Source organism: Phytohabitans sp. LZ39 (assembly GCF_059359075.1).
This window is the reverse complement of sequence record NZ_JCADBM010000012.1, coordinates 175480-195455: the sequence shown is the minus strand read 5'-3', so window position 1 is coordinate 195455 and position 19976 is coordinate 175480. Positions and strand designations below refer to the sequence as shown.

At 70.2% G+C, this 19976-nt stretch carries 14 protein-coding genes; 2 read left to right on the top strand and 12 right to left on the bottom strand.

Annotated features, from left to right (window positions below; translation table 11 throughout):
- The first annotated feature begins 11 nt into the window (after positions 1-11).
- The gene (locus AC5L36_RS23585; protein WP_441219581.1) at positions 12-884 is read left to right on the top strand and encodes a DUF559 domain-containing protein; all 873 of its coding nucleotides are present in this window, start codon (positions 12-14) and stop codon (positions 882-884) included.
- A gap of 57 nt (positions 885-941) precedes the next feature.
- Here the strand turns inward: AC5L36_RS23585 and AC5L36_RS23580 are convergent, their stop codons facing one another.
- From AC5L36_RS23580 to AC5L36_RS23525, 12 genes are all read right to left on the bottom strand, one after another.
- Complete coding sequence (locus tag AC5L36_RS23580) at positions 942-1961, bottom strand: hypothetical protein (protein ID WP_441219579.1); 1020 nt, start codon at positions 1959-1961, stop codon at positions 942-944.
- A 62-nt stretch (positions 1962-2023) separates the two neighbouring features.
- Complete coding sequence (locus AC5L36_RS23575; RefSeq protein ID WP_441219577.1) at positions 2024-2656, bottom strand: hypothetical protein; 633 nt, start codon at positions 2654-2656, stop codon at positions 2024-2026.
- 34 nt (positions 2657-2690) lie between these two features.
- A complete protein-coding gene (locus AC5L36_RS23570; protein ID WP_441219576.1) occupies positions 2691-5831 on the bottom strand; it encodes an OmpL47-type beta-barrel domain-containing protein in 3141 nt (1046 codons plus the stop codon).
- Between the two features lie 64 nt (positions 5832-5895).
- Positions 5896-10554 (bottom strand): discoidin domain-containing protein, encoded by a 4659-nt coding sequence (locus AC5L36_RS23565; protein WP_441219574.1) that lies wholly within the window; start codon positions 10552-10554, stop codon positions 5896-5898.
- 140 nt (positions 10555-10694) lie between these two features.
- A complete protein-coding gene (locus AC5L36_RS23560; protein WP_441219572.1) occupies positions 10695-12602 on the bottom strand; it encodes a glycoside hydrolase family 127 protein in 1908 nt (635 codons plus the stop codon).
- A gap of 2 nt (positions 12603-12604) precedes the next feature.
- Positions 12605-13522 (bottom strand): carbohydrate ABC transporter permease, encoded by a 918-nt coding sequence (locus AC5L36_RS23555; protein ID WP_441219570.1) that lies wholly within the window; start codon positions 13520-13522, stop codon positions 12605-12607.
- 3 nt (positions 13523-13525) lie between these two features.
- Complete coding sequence (locus AC5L36_RS23550) at positions 13526-14410, bottom strand: carbohydrate ABC transporter permease (protein WP_441219568.1); 885 nt, start codon at positions 14408-14410, stop codon at positions 13526-13528.
- 72 nt (positions 14411-14482) lie between these two features.
- The gene (locus AC5L36_RS23545; RefSeq protein ID WP_441219566.1) at positions 14483-15769 is read right to left on the bottom strand and encodes an ABC transporter substrate-binding protein; all 1287 of its coding nucleotides are present in this window, start codon (positions 15767-15769) and stop codon (positions 14483-14485) included.
- 53 nt (positions 15770-15822) lie between these two features.
- Positions 15823-17325, bottom strand: a complete 1503-nt coding sequence (gene araA, locus AC5L36_RS23540) for an L-arabinose isomerase (RefSeq protein WP_441219733.1) — start codon at positions 17323-17325, stop codon at positions 15823-15825.
- A 158-nt stretch (positions 17326-17483) separates the two neighbouring features.
- Positions 17484-18515, bottom strand: coding sequence for a LacI family DNA-binding transcriptional regulator (locus tag AC5L36_RS23535; protein ID WP_441219564.1), 1032 nt, complete (start codon positions 18513-18515; stop codon positions 17484-17486).
- Positions 18516-18803: 288 nt separating this feature from the next.
- Complete coding sequence (locus tag AC5L36_RS23530; RefSeq protein WP_441219562.1) at positions 18804-19406, bottom strand: DinB family protein; 603 nt, start codon at positions 19404-19406, stop codon at positions 18804-18806.
- Between the two features lie 29 nt (positions 19407-19435).
- Positions 19436-19744, bottom strand: coding sequence for an SDR family NAD(P)-dependent oxidoreductase (locus AC5L36_RS23525; protein ID WP_441219560.1), 309 nt, complete (start codon positions 19742-19744; stop codon positions 19436-19438).
- Between AC5L36_RS23525 and AC5L36_RS23520 the strand changes: the two genes are divergently transcribed.
- Entirely contained in the window at positions 19730-19972 is a 243-nt protein-coding gene (locus AC5L36_RS23520) for a hypothetical protein (protein ID WP_441219558.1), read from the top strand. The genes AC5L36_RS23525 and AC5L36_RS23520 overlap by 15 nt on opposite strands.
- The last annotated feature ends 4 nt before the right edge of the window (positions 19973-19976 follow it).

Sequence of the window (19976 nt, the reverse complement as noted above, 5' to 3'; positions counted from 1 at the left end):
GTCAAGACGGTGTGATCAGCCGGCGTCAGGCGTTGCGGCACATGTCGGCGAAGGCGATCCGGCACAGTGTCACGTCCGGGCGCTGGCAGGCCGTTCACCGGGGTATCTATCTCACGCACAGCGGGACGGTGACCGTGCAGCAGCGTCGGTGGATCGCGGCACTGGCGGTCGGCGACGGGCGCATCGCCATGTTGGGCGGCCGGTCGGCGTTGGCCGTGCTGGGCATGCGAGGCGTGGACACCCCACAGATCCACGTGGTCATCCCCGCCGCCCGGCAGCACCGGCGACCGCCGCCGGGCGTCGTCGTACACCGCGCCTACCGCGTGCCGATCGAGGACCAGCACCGGATGGGGCGGCCACCGTGCACGATGCCAGCACGGTCGCTGGTCGACGCGGCTCAGTGGGCTGCCTCGGACCGGGACGCCGCCGCGATCATCGCCGCCGGGTTTCAGCAGCGCCTCGTCGCCGCCGTCGACATGACACCCGTGCTGGAGCGGATGCCCCGCATCAAGCGACGGCGGCTGATCGTCGAGGCGGTGGCGGATGCGGCCGGCGGCGCCGAGTCGATCGCCGAGATGGACTTCGCCCGCCTGTGCCGGCGCCACCAGCTGCCGGAGCCGTCGCGGCAGGTCGCACGGGTCGACTCGGCGGGGCGGCGCCGCTACCGCGACGTCTACTTCGACCGGTGGCGCGTCCACGTGGAGATCGACGGCGCCCAGCACCTGCGGGTCGCCTCGTGGTACGCCGATATGCGGCACCACAACGAGATCGCCATCGCCGGCGACACCCTGTTGCGCTTCCCCGCATGGCTGGTCCGCCACAAACCCGACGAAGTGGCGACCCAACTCCGCGCGGCACTGCGAGCTGCCGGCTGGACCAGCTGACCTTGGCACGGATGGGCCCTAATAGGGGCCGATCCATACCAAGATCTGCGTTAGCGCCTAGTCGACGAGGGCTTCGGCGCGGCCTTCCTCGCGGGCCTTGGCGAGGAGGGTGGCAAGGCGGCGCCGGCGGCGTCGGATCAGGATGCTTAGGGCGAAGAAGGCGCCGATCAGGATGGCCGCGAGGATCAGCTGGGGCCAGGGCAGCGTCCAGACCGTCACGGTGGCGGTGGTGGGGCGGATCTCGGCGCCGCTCGTGTCGCCGGCGAAGACGGCGGGGGTCAGCTCGACGGTCGTGCGGAGGCGGCCCAGCGCCCACACGCCGGGCACGCGGAGGTCGACCTCGCGGGTGCCGCCGGGCAGCGTCTCCTGGACGTCGGCCTGGGCGCTGTGCTTGGTCACGCCGAACAGCTCCGCCGTCGTCACCCGGCCGCGGCCGGTCACGCCGACGCTGCCGTCGTTCCTCGTGGTGTACCTGACCCGGATCGTGCCGGCCGAGAAGGGGTTCCACGAGTGCCGGTAGGTGGTGGTGAGGTCGTCGACGGCGAGTGACGCGGTGATCGTGCCGCTGACCCGCATCATCACGCGGAAGCCGACCCGGCTCTCGACCGCGACCGTGCCCCCGGTGGCGGTGACCGTGGCCGCGATGCCGGCGGGGTGGTCGCCCGCCCGCGCGTCCGGCGGGACGGTGATGGTGAAGGGCACGACCACCGTGGCCTTGGGGCCGACGGTCACCTTGTCCCGCACTTTGATCCAGGTGCCGCCGTCCACCGACTTCTGGTTGGACGGGAGCATGTTGAAGCGGCCCTTGTCGGTCAGGTAGCCGTCGGCGGCCTTGAGGGAGAAAACCGTGTTGCGGTCGCTGAAGTTGCGTACGGCCAGGCGTTCGGTCACCACCTGACCCGGGTCGAGTGTGCGCTCGACCCAGCGGCGCCCGTCCGGGCCCTGCTGGTTGGCCGGCTGCACCGCCCACGTGAGCGTCGGCGGGGTCGGCTCCGCCATGGCACCAGCCGGCGCGATCGGCACGGCGACAGCGACCGCGGCCAGCACGGCGAGCAGCCGGGGCAGGGTTCGGATCATGGCGACGTCCTTCGGCCCGGGTGTGGTGGGGGGCCGCTGCCGCGCGGCCCCCCACCGGTGCGTCATTCGAAGAGGGACAGGGTCAGCGTCGACGTGTACGCGCCGGCGGCGACGTCCGCCGGGGCACGCAGGTACAGGTTGGCGTTGACGGAGTACGCGTCGCCGGTGACCGCCTCGGAGTCGAACGTCGACACCAGCAGCTCCTGGTCGACGAGACCCACATTGTTACCGGGCTGGGTCGGCTCGTCGAGGACGGTCACGACCTCCTCACCTTCGGTGACCAGGCCCTCCTCGTCGCCGTCGATCAGGTTTGGCTTCCAGCCGAGGTGGCCGGCGCTGATCGGGGCCTGGCCGGCACTACCGACGAAGTCGGTCGCGCTGCCCAGCACGGCCCAGGCGGCGCCGTCGGGCACCTCCTCCGGAGTACGGGTGTCGGTGACCGTCACCGTCGGCAGGGTGCCGACGAACTGGCGGACCAGCAGGGTCGAGCCGTTTTCGGCCAGCGCGACCGCGTCGCCGGCGATCGACATGGCGAGGACGCCCGGCTCCTGGATCTCCTCGATGTCGACGGTCACCCGGACGTCGTCGCTGTCACCGGGCGCGGCCAGGGCCGGCGCCGGTAGTGCCATCGCCCCGCCCAGGGCCGCCGTGGCGGCGGCCGCCGCGGCCAGCCGTCTGCGATTGGTTCTGCTCATGCTCATTTGCCTTTCGGGATCGCGAGTAAGTTGATCATGCCGTGCAGGTGACGCCGGCGTAGTCGGCGGTGTAGACAGTCGTCACCTCGCCTCCCACGAAGCCTGTCGGAATGGGACCAGGCAAGCGTTCTCTGCCGTCCACGGTCCCGGTGGCCCGGACGGTCACCGAGCCCGCCGCGGCCGAGGCGGCCCGCGTGGCGAACGACTGGTAGGCGTTGGCACCCGGCGCGACGTTCGGGAAGGACCGCTCGCCGAACGCGGTCACCACCCCGATCGCCACCGGGGCGTCGTGGTCGTTGCGCACCTGCACGGCGAGGTACGCCTTGCCGGCGATGCACCTCGGCTGCACGGTGACCGTGACGGGCACCGTGGCCGGCCCGGTGCCGGGGTCGTCGGCGAAGACCCGCCACTCCGTGACCGCCACCGCGGACCACGTGTCGCCGTTGCCGTTGGCCCGGATCGTCGCCCGCACGCGCGGCGTGGTCACCGGGTCGAAGGTGACGTTGTTGAACGCGGTCGTGCTCGTGCCGTATCCGGACGCGTTGGGTACGTCCCGCCAGGCCGCCGCGGCCTCGTCCCAGTACTGGAGCACCCAGCCGTCCGGCTCGGCGACGCCCTCGCCACTGCCCTGGTCGGAGTCCCGCCAGAACTTCAGCTCCGTCGCGTTGATCCGCACCGGGCGGGCCCAGTCGTACTGGATCCACTGGGTCTCCGGCCGGTTGCCGGACCAGGTGCCCCAGATCTGCGCCTGGCTCGGGTTGGCCGGGTCGGCGTTGTCGTTGAGCGCGGTGACGCTGTTCCAGCCCGCCGTGTACGAGGCGGTCGGCGTCCCGATCGGCCCGATGTTGCCGGTCAGCGGCCCGGAGATGTCCGCCGGGATGGTGACCGTCTTGGCCGTCTCCAGGTTTCCGGCCACGTCGAGCGCGCGGAACGACACTGTGTGCTTGCTGGCGTCGGGCGCCGTGACCGCACCGGTGTACGCGGTCCACGCGCCGGTGTCGATCGCGTACTCGATCCGGGCGACCCCGGACGTCGCGTCGGTCGACGTCACCGTGACCGCCCGGTCGGCGCCCACGGTGCCCGCGCTGACCGGTGCCGCGGCGTCGATCCGCACGGCGAGGTCGGCCGGCGCCGAGCGGTTGCCCGCCCGGTCGGTCGCGGTCGCCGTGACGGCGTGCTGGCCGTCCCCGGTGACGTCGACGTCGGCGTAGCGTACCTCCGTGGCGACGACCGGTTGCCCACCGTCCACCTTGGACTCGATGGTCATCCGGCCGCCCCGGTCGTCGACGCCGGCGACCCGCACCCGCACCGCGGACCGGAACCAGCCCGCGCTGCCCGCGCTGCCGCTCGGCGTGAGCGTCAGGGTCGGCGCGGTCACGTCACCCTCGGTGTCACCCGGCGAGATGACCCGCACCTGCGCCGAGACCCGGCCGGCGGCGTAGCCGAGCACGGTGCCCCGCACCGTGAACGTGCCGGGCGCGGCGACCTGCTCCGCGGTCACCGCGTCCCAGAAGACCGGCACCTGGAGCGTCTGGTCGCCGAACGCCACGCCGACGGTGCCGGGCAGCTCCCGCTCCCCCACCTCGACCGTCATGTCCGGTGCGGTGACCGACGTGGGCTGCGCGGCGAGGATCTTCCACTCCTCGACCGCCACCGCCGAGTACGTGCTGCCGTTGGTGGACGCGTCGAACGTCGCGCGCACCTGCGTCGTGGTGACCGGGTCGAACGTGGTGTTCTGGAAGCCCTGGGTCGCCGTCGGGTAGCCGCTCGGGTTCGGCACGTCGACCCACTGTCCACTGTCGAGGTTCCAGTACTGGATCCGCCAGCGGGCCGGAGCCGCGACGCCCACGCCGGTGCCCTGCGGCTGGTCGTTCCAGAACTCGATCTGCGAGCTGGCGATCCGCATCGGCTGGTCCCACGTGTACTGCACCCACTGCTGAGGCGGGTTGTTGCCGGTCCAGGTGCCCCACATGTCCGGCGGCAGCGGGTTGGCGCGCACGATCTCGTCGTTGAGCGCCTTCACCCAGTACTGCGTGGGCACCGGCTCGTTGGAGACGGTGACCTTCGCCTCCTGCGCGATGTTCGGCCGGGGCGTGAGGTCGCGGCCCTTGACCGGCGTCGGCGTGACGAGCTTCATCCGCGGCGGAGTCTGGGTGTCGTCCCACTCCACCTTGTCGATCGCCACCGAGCGGCGGAAGTGGCCGCCACCGACGGCGTCGGCGGTGTGGTACGCGATGTACCACTGGCCGTTGAACTCCAGGATGCCCGGGTGGCTGGTCGTCGAGGAGACCGGCCGGAGCATGGTGCCCCGGTAGGTCCACGGCCCCTCGGGCGCCGTTGCCGTGGCGTACGCGATGCAGGCGTGGTAGTTGGCCGGCGTGCACGGCGAGGTCGGGCCGGCGTTGTTGCCGGCGTACGCCATGTAGTAGGTGCTGCCCCGCTTGAAGAGCCAGGCCGCCTCGAAGAAGCCGGTCAGGCCGGTGATGGTGCGCTGGGTGCCGACCGGTGTCTTCATGTCCGGCTGGAACTCCAGCATCCGCAGGTTGCTGAACGATCCCCAGTAGACGAACACCCGGTTGCCCTCGACGAGGACCGTCGGGTCGATGTTGTGGATGTTGTTGGCCGTGGGCACCCGCTGGGAGATGATCGGGCCGCCCGCGTGGTCGGTCCACGGGCCGGTCGGGCTGTCCGAGACGGCCACGCCGATCGCGAACTTGTCGGCTGCCGGGCTGTCCCGCTCGTTGATGGGTACGTACCAGTAGTAGCGGCCGTCGACACCGCGGACCACCTGGCCGGCGTACGCGCGCCCCGGCGTGGCCCAGGCGAAGACCTGCTCCGGCCGCATCAGCGACGGGTAGTGGGTCCACTGTCCAGCTTGGACGTCCGTGGTGCGGAACGCTCCCCACTCGTTCATGATGAAGTCGTTGGTGGACGGTCCAGCCTCGTCGTGTCCGGTGTAGATGTACAGCTCGTCGCGCCCGCTCTCGTTGCCGGGCGCGCCCGCCGGCACCACGAGCGGCGCCGGGTCGGCGGAGTAGTAGCTGCCGTCGCCGAGGATCGGGTTGGTGGTGTTGGTGAAGGTGTACGAGTCGGCGGCCTGAGCCGGCGCGGCGATCGCGACCAGCCCACCGGCGAAGAGTCCGGTGGCCGCCAAGAGTCTGACGAAGAATCTCACGATGTCCCCACTCTTGGGCTGGGAGGGTGGCGGCGCCGTGCCGCGCCGCCACCCTCGATGGGAGCTAGCCGCAGGTAATCGCGCCGTACGGCGCGGGGAACTCCGCGGTCACCGGCTGGCCGTTGACCGTCCCGGTGACCTTCACCGTCGCGGTGCCGGCCGCCACCGTCCTGGCGCGCGAGTTGAACGCCTGGTAGGCGGACTTCCCGGGAGCCACATTGGACACCGTGCGGGAGCCGTACGGCGTGGTCAGCTCGATGGTGAGCGGCACGTCGTCGGTGTTCTTCGCGTTGACCGTGACGTAGGCGTTGGTGCCGATGCACTGCGTGCGCGCCTGCACCTCGACCTCCCACGCCAGGCCGCCGTCGCCGACGGTCAGGGTCAGCGTGGTCTGCGTGGTGCCGGACGCGCTGACGTAGGGAGGCAGGATCAGGTCGCCGACGATGGTGTACCGGCCGGGAGTGTCGACGATGCTCTCGTCGAAGTCCCAGTCGACGCCGATGGCCTGGTTGTCCCGGGATCCGTCGTTGTAGGAGACCTCCACCTTGTCCGGCAGCCAGGGCAGCTCGCCCACGTCGACGGTCTGCTGGAACGACTCGGCACCCTGGATCGAGATGCCGCCCGGCGCGGTCTCCGGCCGCACGTAGATGCGGGCCTCGGCGATCAGGCCGTAGGCGTCGTTCGTGCCGTAGACCACGAACGGGTCGACGTTGGTCTCGGCCACCATCTCCGGCGTGATCTGCTGCCACTTGAACGCGATCTTCCCGCGGGCACCGCTGGCGTACACGCCGTCGAGCTCGCTCGGAAGCGTGGGCACCACGCCCACCGTCGTGCGCATGAGCACCGGCGAACGCACCGAGTCGACGGTCTCACCGTTGGCCCGCCACCTCAGCACGCCCGTGCCCGCGCCGCCGGTCTGCACGCCCCAGATGCGGATGCGCAGGTAGCTCGTCGAGATCGCTTCGAAGTTGAAGCGGTTGTAGGCGTTGGTGGCCAGGCCGTCGGCGTACGTCGAGCCGCCGGTGAGGGTCACCGGGGTCCACGTGGTGCCGTCAGTCGACGACTCGATCGCGTACGTCGTGGCCGTCGGCCGCCGCGTGCCGCCGTTGTCGTCGTACCAGTAGATGTCCGTAGAGGACAGTCGCACCGGCGCGTTCCACTTGTACTGGATCCACGCGGCCGTCTGCTCGCTGGTGCCGTTCTGCGTCTGGCCCCAGCTGCCCCAGCCGTTGCCGGCGCCCGGGTTGGAGCTCGCCGGCGTGGTGGCCTCGTTGACCCGCAACGGGTTCTCCCACGACGCGCTGCCGCTCGTGGTGATCGCCGCCGAGGAGCCGAACTCCGCCGTGACCTGGCGTGGGGCGAGCGTCACCGATACGGTCCGCTCGGTCCGCTTCTCACCGTCGTCGGCGAAGAACCGGAACACGTAGTCGCCGGCGACCGTGCCCGTCACGCGGGTGGCGAGCGCCTTCGCGTCGGCGAAGATGACCCCCGCACCGTCCGGCTTGGACACCGTCTCCCACCCGAGTGTGAGCTCGCTGTCGTAGGGCACGCCGTCGTCGGTGGCCGTGCCGACGAGCCGGGTGGACAGGTTGCCGTCCGCCGTGGCGTCGCGGGCGGCGGTGACGACCGGCGCCTGGTTGCTGACCGGTGGCACGTCGCGACCCGAGTTGTACACCTGGATCTCGGCGATCGCCGTGAAGAAGGTCGGGTTGTTGGTGAACGCGATCCGCACCTTGTTCGACGTGACGGTCTGGAAGAGCGCCTCGTTGAACTTCGCCGAGGTGACGGTCGGGTTCTTGAACTGCCCCGGTATCTCCTTCCAGCCGCCGTTCCCGTCGGGCACCTGGACCCACCAGCGCGCCGGCTCGCGGTAGCCGCCGGCCTGGCGGTCGCTGACGAAGGTCACCTTCACGTTGTCGAACGACTTCGCCGAACCCAGGTCGAGCTCGATGTAGCCGTTCTTGTCGGCGGTGCCGTAGTTGCCCCAGTAGGGCTCGTTGGCCGTGACGCCGTCGGTCACGGCAGCCAGCGACACGGGTCGCTCGGTCTCCTTTATCGCGCCCGGCGTGTAGTTCATCGTGCCGCTGCTCCAGCCCGGCGTGTGGAACTGCCGCCACGGCGTCGGCCGCGGGCCCTGCTGGGTGTACGACGACGCGAGAGTGGCGCCCTTGGCCAGGTTCGGCGCGTCCTCGGTGAGGTCGATGCCGGCCGTCTTCAGGTAGTCGACGACCCGGTCGTCCTGGATCGGGGTGTCCACGGCGCTCGGGAAGTCGCCGCCCGAAGCCGCCTTGAAGGTGACGGTCACGCCGTCCTCGACCTGCACCTGGTTGGTCTTCGGGTCGTAGGTGAGCTTGCCGAGCTTGTCGGTGCTGACCTTCTTCTCACCGTTGACGAACAGGCTGTAGCCGGAGCCCAGGCCGTACTTCGTGCCGTCCGGGTCCCAGACGATCGTGACGTCCTGCCCGTGGTAGCGCAGGTTGTTCGCCATGAAGTGGTCGTAGCCGAACTTGATCGGCCACAGCTCGATCTTGTCGTCGGACCGCGGCTGGAGGCCGGCCATGTCCTCGACGAAGATGTAGTTCATGTTGCCCAACATGATGTGGTTGGGGTTGTTGCGGTTGTAGGTCTTCGTGGTCGGGTTCCAGCCGGAGTAGTACTCGGCCTGGTTGGGGGCCCGCAGGTCCGCGTTCGGATAGATGCTCCACGCCATCCAGTCGAGCAGCCGCTTGGCGTAGGCCGGGTTGACGTACTTCTGCTCCGGGTCGTAGTGGCGCAGCGCCGAGCGAACACCCCGGTACTGCACGGTGAAGTTGATGTTCGAGAAGTTGTTCGAGCCGCCGATCCCGTACGCGGCCCGGTCGTACTGGTTCGCGGTGTAGAAGGGGAAGATCGGGAAGTTGTCGCCGTAGGTCAGGAACCGGAAGCCGTCGACGTACTTCTGCCACTGGTCGAAGGGGATCAGGTTCTGGGCGTAGACGTCGTAGAGGTTCGACTCCTTCGCCGGGATGAGCGTGCGGGCCGACTCGGGCAGCGGGTTGGGCTTGCCGTTGGAGCTGGGCGCGCTCGTCGCCCCGTGTGACGTGCCGGCGAGGAACATCCGCGTGTCCGGGCTCCACAGCCGGTTGAGCACCGCGTCGCGGACGCCGTTGGCACCGGCCGCCATCTCGTCGATCTTGGCCTGGTCGGCGCCGGAGATCTGGTACAGCTGCCGGGCGGCGTCGAACGCGCCCCACACGTACGCCGACTCGGGACGCTCGATCGTCGACGCGCCGGGCGCGCCGGCGTTGACCTTCGGGTAGCCGAAGGTGATGGCGTCGGCGTCGTTGCCCGGCATGAAGTTGCTGTTGTAGGCGATGAGCTTGTCGCCGTTGCCGTCGTAGTGCTCGAGCTGGCCGACACCGTCGCCCTCGAAGTAGTGCGCGAACTTGCCGGCGATCTCCTTGCCACCGCCGTGCACGTTGTACGCCTCGAGGCCGGCCGTGCCGAGGTACTGCGAGTAGTGGTTGTTCCAGCTCGTGTGGCCAGGGCTGTCCAGGAACGCCGAGGAGCCGGAGAGCTCGCCGATGTTGAGGATCTGGCCGTACGGCAGGTATGGCGTGCGCAGCCACTTGGTGTCCTGGAGGTGCATCGGCTGGGTCAGCGCGACGGAGTTCTGGTAGAGGTTCACCCCCTCGATCGTCGTGGGGTACTGGTAGACGTGGCCGGTCGCGTTGGCGTCGAGGCTGTTGTAGCGCTCGCCCCACCAGCGGTAGACGATGGCCTTCTCCAGCGCGGGATCGGGCACGTCGATGTACGGGACGTCCTGCGCCCACTGGCGGTTGAAGGCGGTGATGCCGGTGCGCACCGCCTCGGCCGGCGCCAGGCCGGCGTACTGCTTGTAGCTCTCGACGGTCTTCGGCAACGTGGCGGAGGAGACCGCGCCGACGACGGAGAGGGAGACGCTGCCACCGGCGGGCACGGTGACCTCGCGGTCGAGGTTGGCGCCCGAGCGGGTGAACCCGCCACCGGTGAGGCTCACCCGGACGGTGTCCCAGGGGGTGTCGATGGTGCCGTTGTTGGAGCCGCTGGTGATGACGCGGGTGCCGGTGACCTCGGCCGCGCCCTCACCGGGCTGGGTGGCCAGTGGCGAGGCGGCCCGGACCGTGAAGGTCGCCGGCGAGCCGCCGGGGTTGGTGAAGGTGATCGCGGAGACCGCGACGTTGTCGTAGGTGACGAACTTCGTCTGGTCGGCGGTCACCCCGGTGGTGCCGATCGTGTACCGGGTCTTGGCGTGGCTCGGCGCGTTGAACCGGTTCGCGTTCACCTCGGTGACCGTCTGCCCAGGAACGGTCACCGTATACAGGTTGCCGAGGTTGTTCGGTCCACCCACGTACGCGCTGCCGGCGAAGCCCATGACGGTGAAGTTGTTGTTGCTCACGCCGCGCATGTAGAGGGAGCGGCCGCGGGTCATCAGCACGGCCGACCCGAGCGTGCCGGGGACGCCGAGAACGCGGTCGAGGTAGTAGTCGGTGCCGCCGGCGGCGAGATCCTTCTCGAAGATCGACTGGTGCATGTTGCCGGCGGTGAACGGCACGCCGGGGTTGAGCTGGTTGGCGACGTCGCCGGTGTTGCCGTAGGTCGGGTCGCCGATTTCCATGACGTGGTGGAGACCGTCGGTGTAGACGCCGACGTCACCTTCGTTGCCGGGCAGGATCGGGCTGTCGGCGTAGGCCGGAGACGGCATGACGACGGCTCCTCCCACCATGAGCGTGGCTAGGGCGGCCCATACGGGCGCTCTTCGCACGCGTCTGCGGATCATTTGCACTTCCTCCTTGTTACGCGGGGCCGCTCACCGCCCGGTGTGAGCGCTAACACAGGAAACGTCTATTGGGGAAGCCACACGCGCATCGTCGACGGGCCACGGTTGGCCCACGCGTGGTACTCCACCAGCGGTACCTCGACCGGGTCCTCGTCCACGACGGGAGCCGGAGCGGTCAGGTAGGGCCAGTCGTGCTCGGCCGGGCGCACCCGCCGGAAGCGCACCGTGACCCGCCCGTCGACGAGGGCGGGCGGCCGGCTGGTGTCGACGCGCAGCTCGTCGACGGTGTCGAGGCCGGGGACGTCCACGGACTCCACGGCGAGCACGACCGGACCGCGCTCCACGGCCACGCAGCCCCGTACCGCGTCGATGCGGGTGTCCGGGTAGGTGAAGCGCGGCGCCAGCGGCAGCGACAGGCAGACCTCGTCGCCGCGCCGCCACGTCCGCTGTGCGGTGAAGTAGCCCGGCGCGACCGGCCGGGTCTCGCCGCCGACGGTCACGGTCGCGCCCTCGGCCGCCCATCCGGGCACCCGCAGCGACAGCGTCCAGGGGTGCTCGTCGTCGCTGTCTACGCGCACCCGGATCTCCCCGTCGTGCGGGTACTCCGTCGCGACGGTCACGCTCAGGACCCGCCCGTCCGGGCGGCGGTGCGCGACGGTCCCCGGCACGTACTGGTGCAGCTGGAGGCCCTCGTCGTCCGACGTCGCGACGTACGCGGTCAGGCTGGCCAGCGTGCGGGCCACGTTCGTCGGGCAGCAGGAGACCTCGAACCAGGGCGCCCGCAGCGAGGCCGCCGCGCGGATGCTGGGCCGGTCGGCGTCGGGCTCGGTGCCGAGCTCGCGGCGGTGCAGGGTGTTGGTGTAGAAGAAGCTCCGCCCATCGGCCGCCGGCGAGGTCGACACCACGTTGAAGAGGGTCCGCTCGATGAGGTCGGCGTAGCGGGAGTCGCCGTCGGCGAGCAGCAGCCGCCACGCGAGCATCACCGAGCCGATGCCGGCGCAGGTCTCGGAGTAGGCGCGGTCGGGCGGCAGCACCCAGTCTCCGCCGAACGCCTCGTCCTGGTGGCGCGAGCCCTGGCCGCCGGTGATGTACGTGCGCCGCGTCACCGTATTCGTCCACTGTGTACGCACCGCGTCCAGCAGGCTGGCGTCCTTCAGCTCGACCGCGACGTCGGCGGCACCGGCGGCCAGGTAGTTGGCGCGCACGGCGTGTCCACGAAGGACAGTCGCCTGCCGCACCGGAAGCTCGTCCTGGAAGTACTCCCGGCCGTACTCCACGTCGCTGAGCCGGCCGTGCCCCCGGCGGTCGACGAAGAGCGCGGCCTGGCCGAGGTAGCGCTCGTCCTCGGTGACCCGGGCGAACTCGACGAGCGCCGTCTCGATGCCCGCGTGGCCGCAGACGCCGTCGATGCCGTCCGGCCCGAACGTCTCGCACACGTTGTCGGCTGCCCGGCGGGCGACCTCCAGCAGGCCGTCGTCGGCACCCGGCCGGGTGCGGGCGCGGGCCACGGCGGCCTGGAGGAGGTGGCCGACGCAGTAGAGCTCGTGTCCCCATTCGAGGTCGGACCACCGCGGCTGCTGCCCCGGCCGGCCGAACTTCGTGTTGAGGTAGCCGTCGCGCTCCTGCGCCGCGGCCACCCGCCACACCACGGCGCGAAACCTCGACTCCAGCCCCGCGTCACCGGTCCGGCCGATCTCCCACGCCATCGCCTCGAGAAACTTGTACACCTCGGAGTCGGAGAACTCGCGCCCGCGGCGCTCGCCCGCGATGTCTCCCCCAGCGGCCAGGTCGAAGTTTCGGATCCAGCCCTCACGCTCGAGCCAGTGCTCGATGTGCGCGAGGCTCGCCCCGGCGTTGACCGACTGGCGCTCGGCCCAGAAGCCGCCCGTGATACGGACGTCTCCGAGCCCGAGTGGCCGGAACCGGCCCCGGATGGGCAGGACAGGCGCGGCCGTAGGTGCGGTGCCTTTCATGCTCAGCCTTTCAGCGCGCCGGACATGAAGCCGCGCACGTAGTGTCGTTGAAGCAGGAGGAACAGGACCATGCACGGTAGGGCGAGCACGACGACTCCCGCTTCGGTCGCCCCGTAGTCGACGACACCCTGCACCTGGCCGCGCAGGTTGGACACGGCCAGCGGGAGCGTCATTTTCTCGGTGTCGTTGATGAGGATCAGCGGCGCGAAGAAGTCGTTCCACGCGGTGAGGAACGCGAACAACCCGACCGTGACGAGGCCCGGCTTGACCGCCGGCAGCAGCACCCGCCACAGCGCGCCGAACGAGGAGCACCCGTCGACCGTCGCGGCCTCGTCGAGCTCGCGGGGCACCGCCTCGAACGAGATCCGCATCAGGAAGGTCGAGAACGGCAGCTGGAACATCGTCAGCACGAGTGCGACGCCGACCAGCGAGTTTTCCAGCCCCACCTCGTTGAGCAGCACGTAGAGCGGGATCAGCAGCGTCGCGTACGGGACCATGAGGATCGCGAGCGTCAGCAGGAACAAGACGTTCTTGCCCGGAAAGCGGAACCGCGCGAACGCGTAGCCGCCGAAAAACGAGATGGTCAGCGTGAGGGCGACCGTCAGCAGCGAGACGAACGCCGAGTTGAAGAGGTAGCGCCAGATGCCGGCCTGGTACTCGGCGAGCGTCCGGTAGTTGCCGAAGCCCCAGCCGTCCACCTGGTTGGTGCCCGCCTGCGGGGAGAACGAGGCGACCGCGGTCCAGACGAGCGGGGCCAGGAAGATCAGCGCCAGCGCGCCGGTGAACACCCAGTAGGGCGTGCGCAGCGCGATACCGCCGATGCTGACGCGGCGCACGTCGCGCCGGCGGTACGGGGGCGCGCTCGACGGCGGCGCTCCCCCGGCGGCGGCGGTCGAGGTGGAACGGGAATCGACAGCCATCGGTCAGCTCTCCTCGGACCGGAAGGCGCGCAGCTGAAGCGCGTTGATGACGACCAGCGCGACCAGCACGATGACCGAGATGGCCGCGGCGACCCCGAGGTCGTTCTGCCCCTGGAACGCCACGCTGTAGATCAGCTGGACGATGGTGATGGTGCTGTTGTCCGGGCCGCCCTTGGTGAGGATGTAGAACTGCTCGAAGGCGAGCAGGGAGCCGGTCACGCAGAGCACGGTCGTCAGGGCGAGCGTCGGGCGCAGCAGCGGCAGCGTGACCCGCCAGAAGGTCTGCCAGCGGGTGGCGCCGTCGGAGCGGGCCGCTTCGAAGACGTCCGCCGGGATGCCCTGGAGGCCGACGAGCATCAGCACCATGTAGAAGCCGGCGTAGCGCCACACGATCAGGAACGTCGTGGAGAAGAGCGCGGCGTTGGGTGAGCCGAGGAACGTGAAGCCCCAGCTGTCCATCAGGGGCTTGAGCGGGCTCGCGAACGGCGAGTAGAACACGTAGAAGAGCAGCGACGCCGACGCCAGCCCGAGCGCGCTCGGGATCAGAAACGAGGCGCGGAGCAGGTTGTTCCACCGGCTGGACTCCTGCACCAGCAGGGCCAACCCCAACCCCAGGACCAGCAGGAGAACCGTCGCGAGCACCGTGTACTTGATGGTGAAGACCACGGAGTCGGTGAAGAAGCGGTGGTTGACCGCCTTCTCGAAGTTGTCAGGGGCGTTGATGCCCTGGTCGCCGGTCAGCAGCGGCCACCTCGACAGCGACATCTTGACGACCAGCAGCAGCGGGATGGCGAACAGCGCCAGCACGAAGACCGCCGTCGGTGTCGCGTAGAGCCAGCCGAGCAGGGCCTGGCGGCCGCGCAGTCGCCCGGAGCTGCGCACGCTCATGGGGCCTCTCTCCGTTCATTCGGCGCGTGGGCGTGTGCCGGATACCGGTCGGCACACGCCCACGTCGGATATCTACTGCCCGAGTACGGAGGTGATCTCGCCGTTGTCCTTCTGTAGATCACCCTTGCCGTTGAGCACCTGGTTGCGTACCAGGGTCAGCCACGGGCTGTTCGGCGCGTTGAAGGCCTGCTGGAAGTTCATCGCGACCGGGGTGTCGCCCTTGCCCGCCACCTCGTTGATGGTGACCAGACGCGGGTCCGCCGCCGCGTACTTGTTGTTGGCCAGGTCGGCGCGGGACACCACGTCCTTGTTCTTCGCCAGCACCTCGACCTGGGCGTCCTCGGACATCATCCAGCTCAGGAAGTTCCAGGCCTGTGCCGCCTTCTTCGAGTCCTTCGAGACGCCGATGCCGTCACCGCCGACGAAGGTCGAGGCACCGCCGGAGGGGCCGGGGATGCCGGCGACACCGGCCTCGAACGGGGTCGAGGAGAGCAGCGTGGCCGGGTAGAACATGAGGCCCACCTTGCCCTCGGTGAACCCGGCGGTCCACGTCGGACCGGTCTCGCCCGCCGAGGAGGGCAGCACCGCGCCGGACTTCCACAGGTCGGCCCAGGTGCTGTAGACCTGCTTGGCGGTGTCGCTGCCGAGCTCGGACGACTTGCCGTCCGCGCTGAGCACCTCGCCGCCGCTGGCCCAGATCGAGGGGAACCAGGTGAAGACGAGGCAGCCGCCGCAGTTGAGGCCGGTCGCCGTGCCGTAGACGCCGGGCTTCTTCAGCGCCTGGATCTTCTTGGCGGCGTCGGCGTACTCCTGGAGCGTGGCGGGCGCCTTCTCCGGGTCGAGGCCGGCGTCCTTGAACAGCTGCTTGTTCCAGAACAGCATCGACAGGTCGAGCACGAACGGCAGCACGTACTGCTTGCCGTCGAGCGTGCCGGCCGAGAGGTGGCCCTTGTTGATCTGGTCCTTGAACTGAAGGCCGTTGATGTTGGAGCTCATGTCCTGGAACAGGCCCTGGTTGACCCAGTTCGGCACGTAGACGATGTCCGCGGCGAACAGGTCCGGGAGGCCGCCCGAGCCGGCCGCCGCGCCCACCTTCGCGACGTAGTCGTCGTTGGGTACGACAGTCAGCTTGACCTTGTTCTGGTGGCTGGCGTTGTAGGCCTCGACGAGAAGGTTGGCCTGCTTCTCCAGCGGTGCACGGGTCCAAAGGGTGAGCTCGCTGCCGTCGTCGACGCCGTTGGGCCCGGCGCTGACGGTGCCGCCGGCCGGTTCGTCGTCGCCGCCGCAGGCCGCCATGCCGAGGGTCAGCGTCGCCGCAAGGACGCCGGCCAGTGAACGCATGGCGGTACGTCTGCCCACGATTCCTCTCATTGACTGTCCTCCTAGGGGTTTTATTCGGATTTCGGGTTCGTTTACAGCCGCTGCGCGAGGCGGTAATAGGCGTTGTTCCAGCGGAGGTGGTTGGCGAACGACTGGTGGTCGGTCGCCGTGTCGATCATGGCTAGCTCGACGCCCGCCATCTCGGCGAAGTCGACGAGCGCCCCACGACCGACCGCGGTGCTGAGCACCGTGTGGTGCGGCCCGCCGGCCAGCAGCCAGCACTCGGCCGACGTGGCGAGGTCGGGGCGGGGCTTCCAGACCGCGCGGGCGACGGGCAGCCGCGGCAGCGGCTTGTCCGGCTCGACGAGGTCGATCTCGTTGGCGGTGAGGCGGAGGCGGCCGCCCAGGTCGGCCAGGCCCACCACGAAACCCGGTCCGGTCGCGGCGGTGAAGACGAGGCGCACCGGGTCTTCGCGGTCGCCGATCGACAGCGGGTGGATCTGGAGGCTCGGCCGGCCCTCGGCGATGCTCGGGCAGACCTCGAGCATGTGCGCGCCGAGGATCTTCGGCTCGCCCGGCCCGAAGTGGTAGGTGTAGTCCTCCATGAACGACGTGCCGCCCGGCCGGTCGCCGGCCACCACCTTCAGGATGCGCAGCAGTGCCGCGGTCTTCCAGTCGCCCTCGCCGCCGAAGCCGTAGCCGTCGGCCATCAGGTTTTGCACGGCCAGGCCGGGCAGCTGCTTGAGCCCGCCAAGGTCCTCGAAGTTGGTGGTGAAGGCACCGAAGCCGCCGTCTTCCAGAAACTGGCGGAGGCCGATCTCGATCCGGGCGCCGTAGCGGAGGGACTCGTGCCGCTCGCCGCCGCGGCGCAGCTCCGGCGCGACGTCGTAGCGCTCCTCGTACTCCGCGACGAGCTTGTTCACGTTAACGTCGTCTACTTCGTCGACGCTCGCGACCAGTGAGTTCACCCCGTAGGCGTTGACCGAGACGCCCAGCGCCGCCTGCGCGCCGACCTTGTCGCCCTCGGTCACGGCGACGTCGCGCATGTTGTCGCCGAAGCGGGCCAGCCGCAGCGATCGGGCCGCCCGCCAGCCGGTCGCCGCGCGGGCCCAGTCGTCGATCCGCTCCCGCACGGCCGGGTCGGCGGCGAAGCCCACGACGGTCTTGCGGGCCACGCCCAGGCGCGACTGCACGTAGCCGAACTCGCGGTCGCCGTGCGCGGCCTGGTTGAGGTTCATGAAGTCCATGTCGAGCTCGGCCCAGGGCAGCGACCGGTTGGCCTGCGTGTGCAGGTGCAGCAGCGGCTTGCCGAGGGCGGAGAGGCCGGCGATCCACGCCTTCGCCGGCGAGAACGTGTGCATCCACGCGATCACGCCGACCACCGAGTCGTCCGCGGTGGCGTCGAGCAGGGTCCGGCGGATCGCGTCGGCGGTGGTGAGCACCGGCTTCCACACCACACGCGGACCCGCCCGGAGACCGGCGGCGACCGCCTGGCACACGTCACGGGACTGCTCCGCGACCTGTTCGAGCACCCTTTCGCCGTAGAGCGACTGGCTTCCCGTCAGGAACCAGATCTCCGCCGGCTCTTCCGTCATGCCCACGAGCGCCCACCTCCCCTCCGGTTCCGAAAACCTTTTCGGGGATTCTGGCCGCCCATTACAGCCGTGTCAACAGTTGATTTCGGTAACGACCCGCGAGTCATCGACCCGCGTGCGCGGCGCGTCCGGCGTCGAAAAGTTTTCGGCAGGCAGGGTCAGCTTGCGGGCGCCGTGGAGTCGCGCATGACGACCCGCCCCGGAAACTGCTCCGACGTGGGCGGAGCGCCGCCGTCGATGGCCGCGAAGAGGCGCCGGCTGGCGGCCGCGCCGAGGCGTTCCAGGTTCATGTCGATGCTGGTCAGCCGCGGCCGGGAGTGCGCGGCGATTGCCTCCCAGTTGTCGAAGCCGATGACCGAGATGGCGCCCGGCACGTCGCGTCCCAGGTCGCGCAGCGTCTCCAGGACGCCGCGGGCGATCTGGTCGCTGCCGCAGAAGACCGCGTCGACCTCGGGGTGCTGCTCGACCACGATGTGCGCCGCGGCCCGCCCCCACGTCTCGTCCCAGGATCCGTAGTACGGCCGGCCGCCGAGCATGGCCAGGCCCGCGTCGGCGAGCGCTGCCTCCGCACCCTCGGCGCGGTCGCGGGCCGCCTGGAAGCTCGCCTCGCCGGTGATGTGCGCGATGTTGCGCCGGCCGCAGGCCAGGAGGTGCTCGATGGCGAGCCGCCCGCCGCCGACGTTGTCGACCGTGAGCGAGATGTCGCCGGGGTCCGCCGAGGGAGCGTAAACATAGACGACAGGCACTGGGATCGGTCCGGCCAGCGGCGGCCGCGCGTCGGTACGCGAACCCACCACGATCAGGCCGTCGACGCGCCGGGAGAGCAGCGCGCGCACGTGGTACACCTCGCGGATCGCGTCGCCGCGCGCGTCGCACAGGAAGACCGACACCTGCCCCGCCCCGGACGCGTCTTCCGCGCCCATGAGGATGGGGATGGAGAAGCGGCCCTCCAGGTCGCTGGTCAGCAGGCCGACGGTGCCGGTGCGACCCCTGAGCAGCCCGCGGGCGAGCGCGTTCGGCGCGAAGGAGAGCATCTCGGCGGCCTTGAGCACGCGCTCGCGAGTGGCCGCCTTGACCTCGTCGCGGCCGTTGATGGCCTTGGACGCCGTGGCCACCGACACCCCGGCGAGCTTGGCGACATCGGTCAGCGTGGGCGCCCGGTTGGCCGGGACCTCCTGCTCAGTGCTCATGCGGCGCTCCCTCTCGGCGACCGGCGCGTGCCACGCCCGCGAAGCGCCTGGATCGACCACTCCTTACGACAGTACAGACCCTGAAACCCTTTTCGGCAACGTTTCAGTACAGTCACGGCCCTCTCGACCCCCATGCTGGCACTGAAGGCTACACCAACGGGTCAGGCCCGAGAGAGGGCGAGACCGCTCACCCGAAAACGACTCCGAAAACGATCTACGCTGGCGCCGGCATCGCGCCCGCGCACCCACCTCCACGTCGACCTGTGTCGATCCGTCGGATTGTGCGGGTCACCGGGACGCGTCGTAAGGACCGGCCTCCCGCGCGACGCGCTCCAGCCGGTCGCGGTAGCCCTCCCACCAGCCCGCGTCGCGCCCCGGCAGGTTGTCGGCGCCGGGCCGCCAGCCGGCCGCGCCGTCGACGAGCTCACGCACGATGTCGGCGTGGCCCGCGTGCCGGTGGGTCTCGGCGACCATGTGCAGCAGGATCCTGTGCAGGGTCACCTCGTCGTGCCCCGGCGACCACCACGGCACCCGGCCGGGCGCGTCCAGCGGCAGCGCGTCGATCGTCGCGTCGGAGTGCGCCCACACCCGCCGGTACAGGCCGACGATCTCCTCGCGGGTCTCCTCCGCGGTCGCCCACATGTCGGCGTTCGGCTCGGCGCCCTCGTCCAGCCAGGGCAGCCGCTCCCCGAATGGCCGGCCGAACGTCTCGCCGAGGTACCCGGATTCGACGCTGGCCACGTGCTTGACGAGCCCGAGCAGGTTCGTGCCGGTCGGCACCAGTGGCCGGCGGGCGTCGTACTCCGAGAGCCCGTCCAGCTTCCACAGCAACGCGTCACGGCCGCGCTGGAGGTAGTGCCGAAGGTCGGCCTTGGGATCCGTTCCAGTCATGTAGCCGAGGATCCCAGAGAGCCATGGGGCTACCGCGGCGTGCCGGTCGCCGGCACGTCGTAGCGAACGCCGGTCAGCTCCTCGGACAGCTGCCACAGGCGGCGCGCGGTCTCCGGGTCCTCGGCCGCCGGATCCGGCTGGACCACGGTGGGATACCCGCGCAGCTCTCGCCAGCCGCCCGGCCCGAAGAACTGTCCACTCTCGACGTCGGGCGCGGTCGCCGCGTACAGCGGGGGCAGCGCGCCCATCTCGATGTCCTGCGCGATGAGCCTGTTGCCGAGGCCGGCGAGCTGCGCTCCCGACCCGCCGGCGAGCCGCCCGCGGTGGCACTGCGGCACGCCCTGTCGCCGTTCGTCCAGACCAGCGTCGACCATCCGGCCAAGACCCTGCACGTGAGCCGGCTGATCCTCGACACGCCCGCGCTGCACACCACGCTGCGCCGCTGGACCGACAGCGACGGCCGGGAAAGCCTGGCCGACCTCGTCGACCAGGCATTCAGCTACCTCGCGCCAGCACTCGACCTCACGGCCACGGGTGGCGGCCGGCGGCTTGACGCAACCAAATGATTGC

Bases quoted from the DNA above. Each gene is read 5' to 3' on its own strand.
- AC5L36_RS23580 (WP_441219579.1), bottom strand. From the start codon at position 1,961: ATGATCCGAACCCTGCCCCGGCTGCTCGCCGTGCTGGCCGCGGTCGCT.
- AC5L36_RS23575 (WP_441219577.1), bottom strand. From the start codon at position 2,656: ATGAGCAGAACCAATCGCAGACGGCTGGCCGCGGCGGCCGCCGCCACG.
- AC5L36_RS23565 (WP_441219574.1), bottom strand. From the start codon at position 10,554: ATGCCGTCTCCGGCCTACGCCGACAGCCCGATCCTGCCCGGCAACGAA.
- AC5L36_RS23560 (WP_441219572.1), bottom strand. From the start codon at position 12,602: ATGAAAGGCACCGCACCTACGGCCGCGCCTGTCCTGCCCATCCGGGGC.
- AC5L36_RS23555 (WP_441219570.1), bottom strand. From the start codon at position 13,522: ATGGCTGTCGATTCCCGTTCCACCTCGACCGCCGCCGCCGGGGGAGCG.
- AC5L36_RS23550 (WP_441219568.1), bottom strand. From the start codon at position 14,410: ATGAGCGTGCGCAGCTCCGGGCGACTGCGCGGCCGCCAGGCCCTGCTC.
- araA (WP_441219733.1), bottom strand. From the start codon at position 17,325: ATGACGGAAGAGCCGGCGGAGATCTGGTTCCTGACGGGAAGCCAGTCG.
- AC5L36_RS23535 (WP_441219564.1), bottom strand. From the start codon at position 18,515: ATGAGCACTGAGCAGGAGGTCCCGGCCAACCGGGCGCCCACGCTGACC.
- AC5L36_RS23530 (WP_441219562.1), bottom strand. From the start codon at position 19,406: ATGACTGGAACGGATCCCAAGGCCGACCTTCGGCACTACCTCCAGCGC.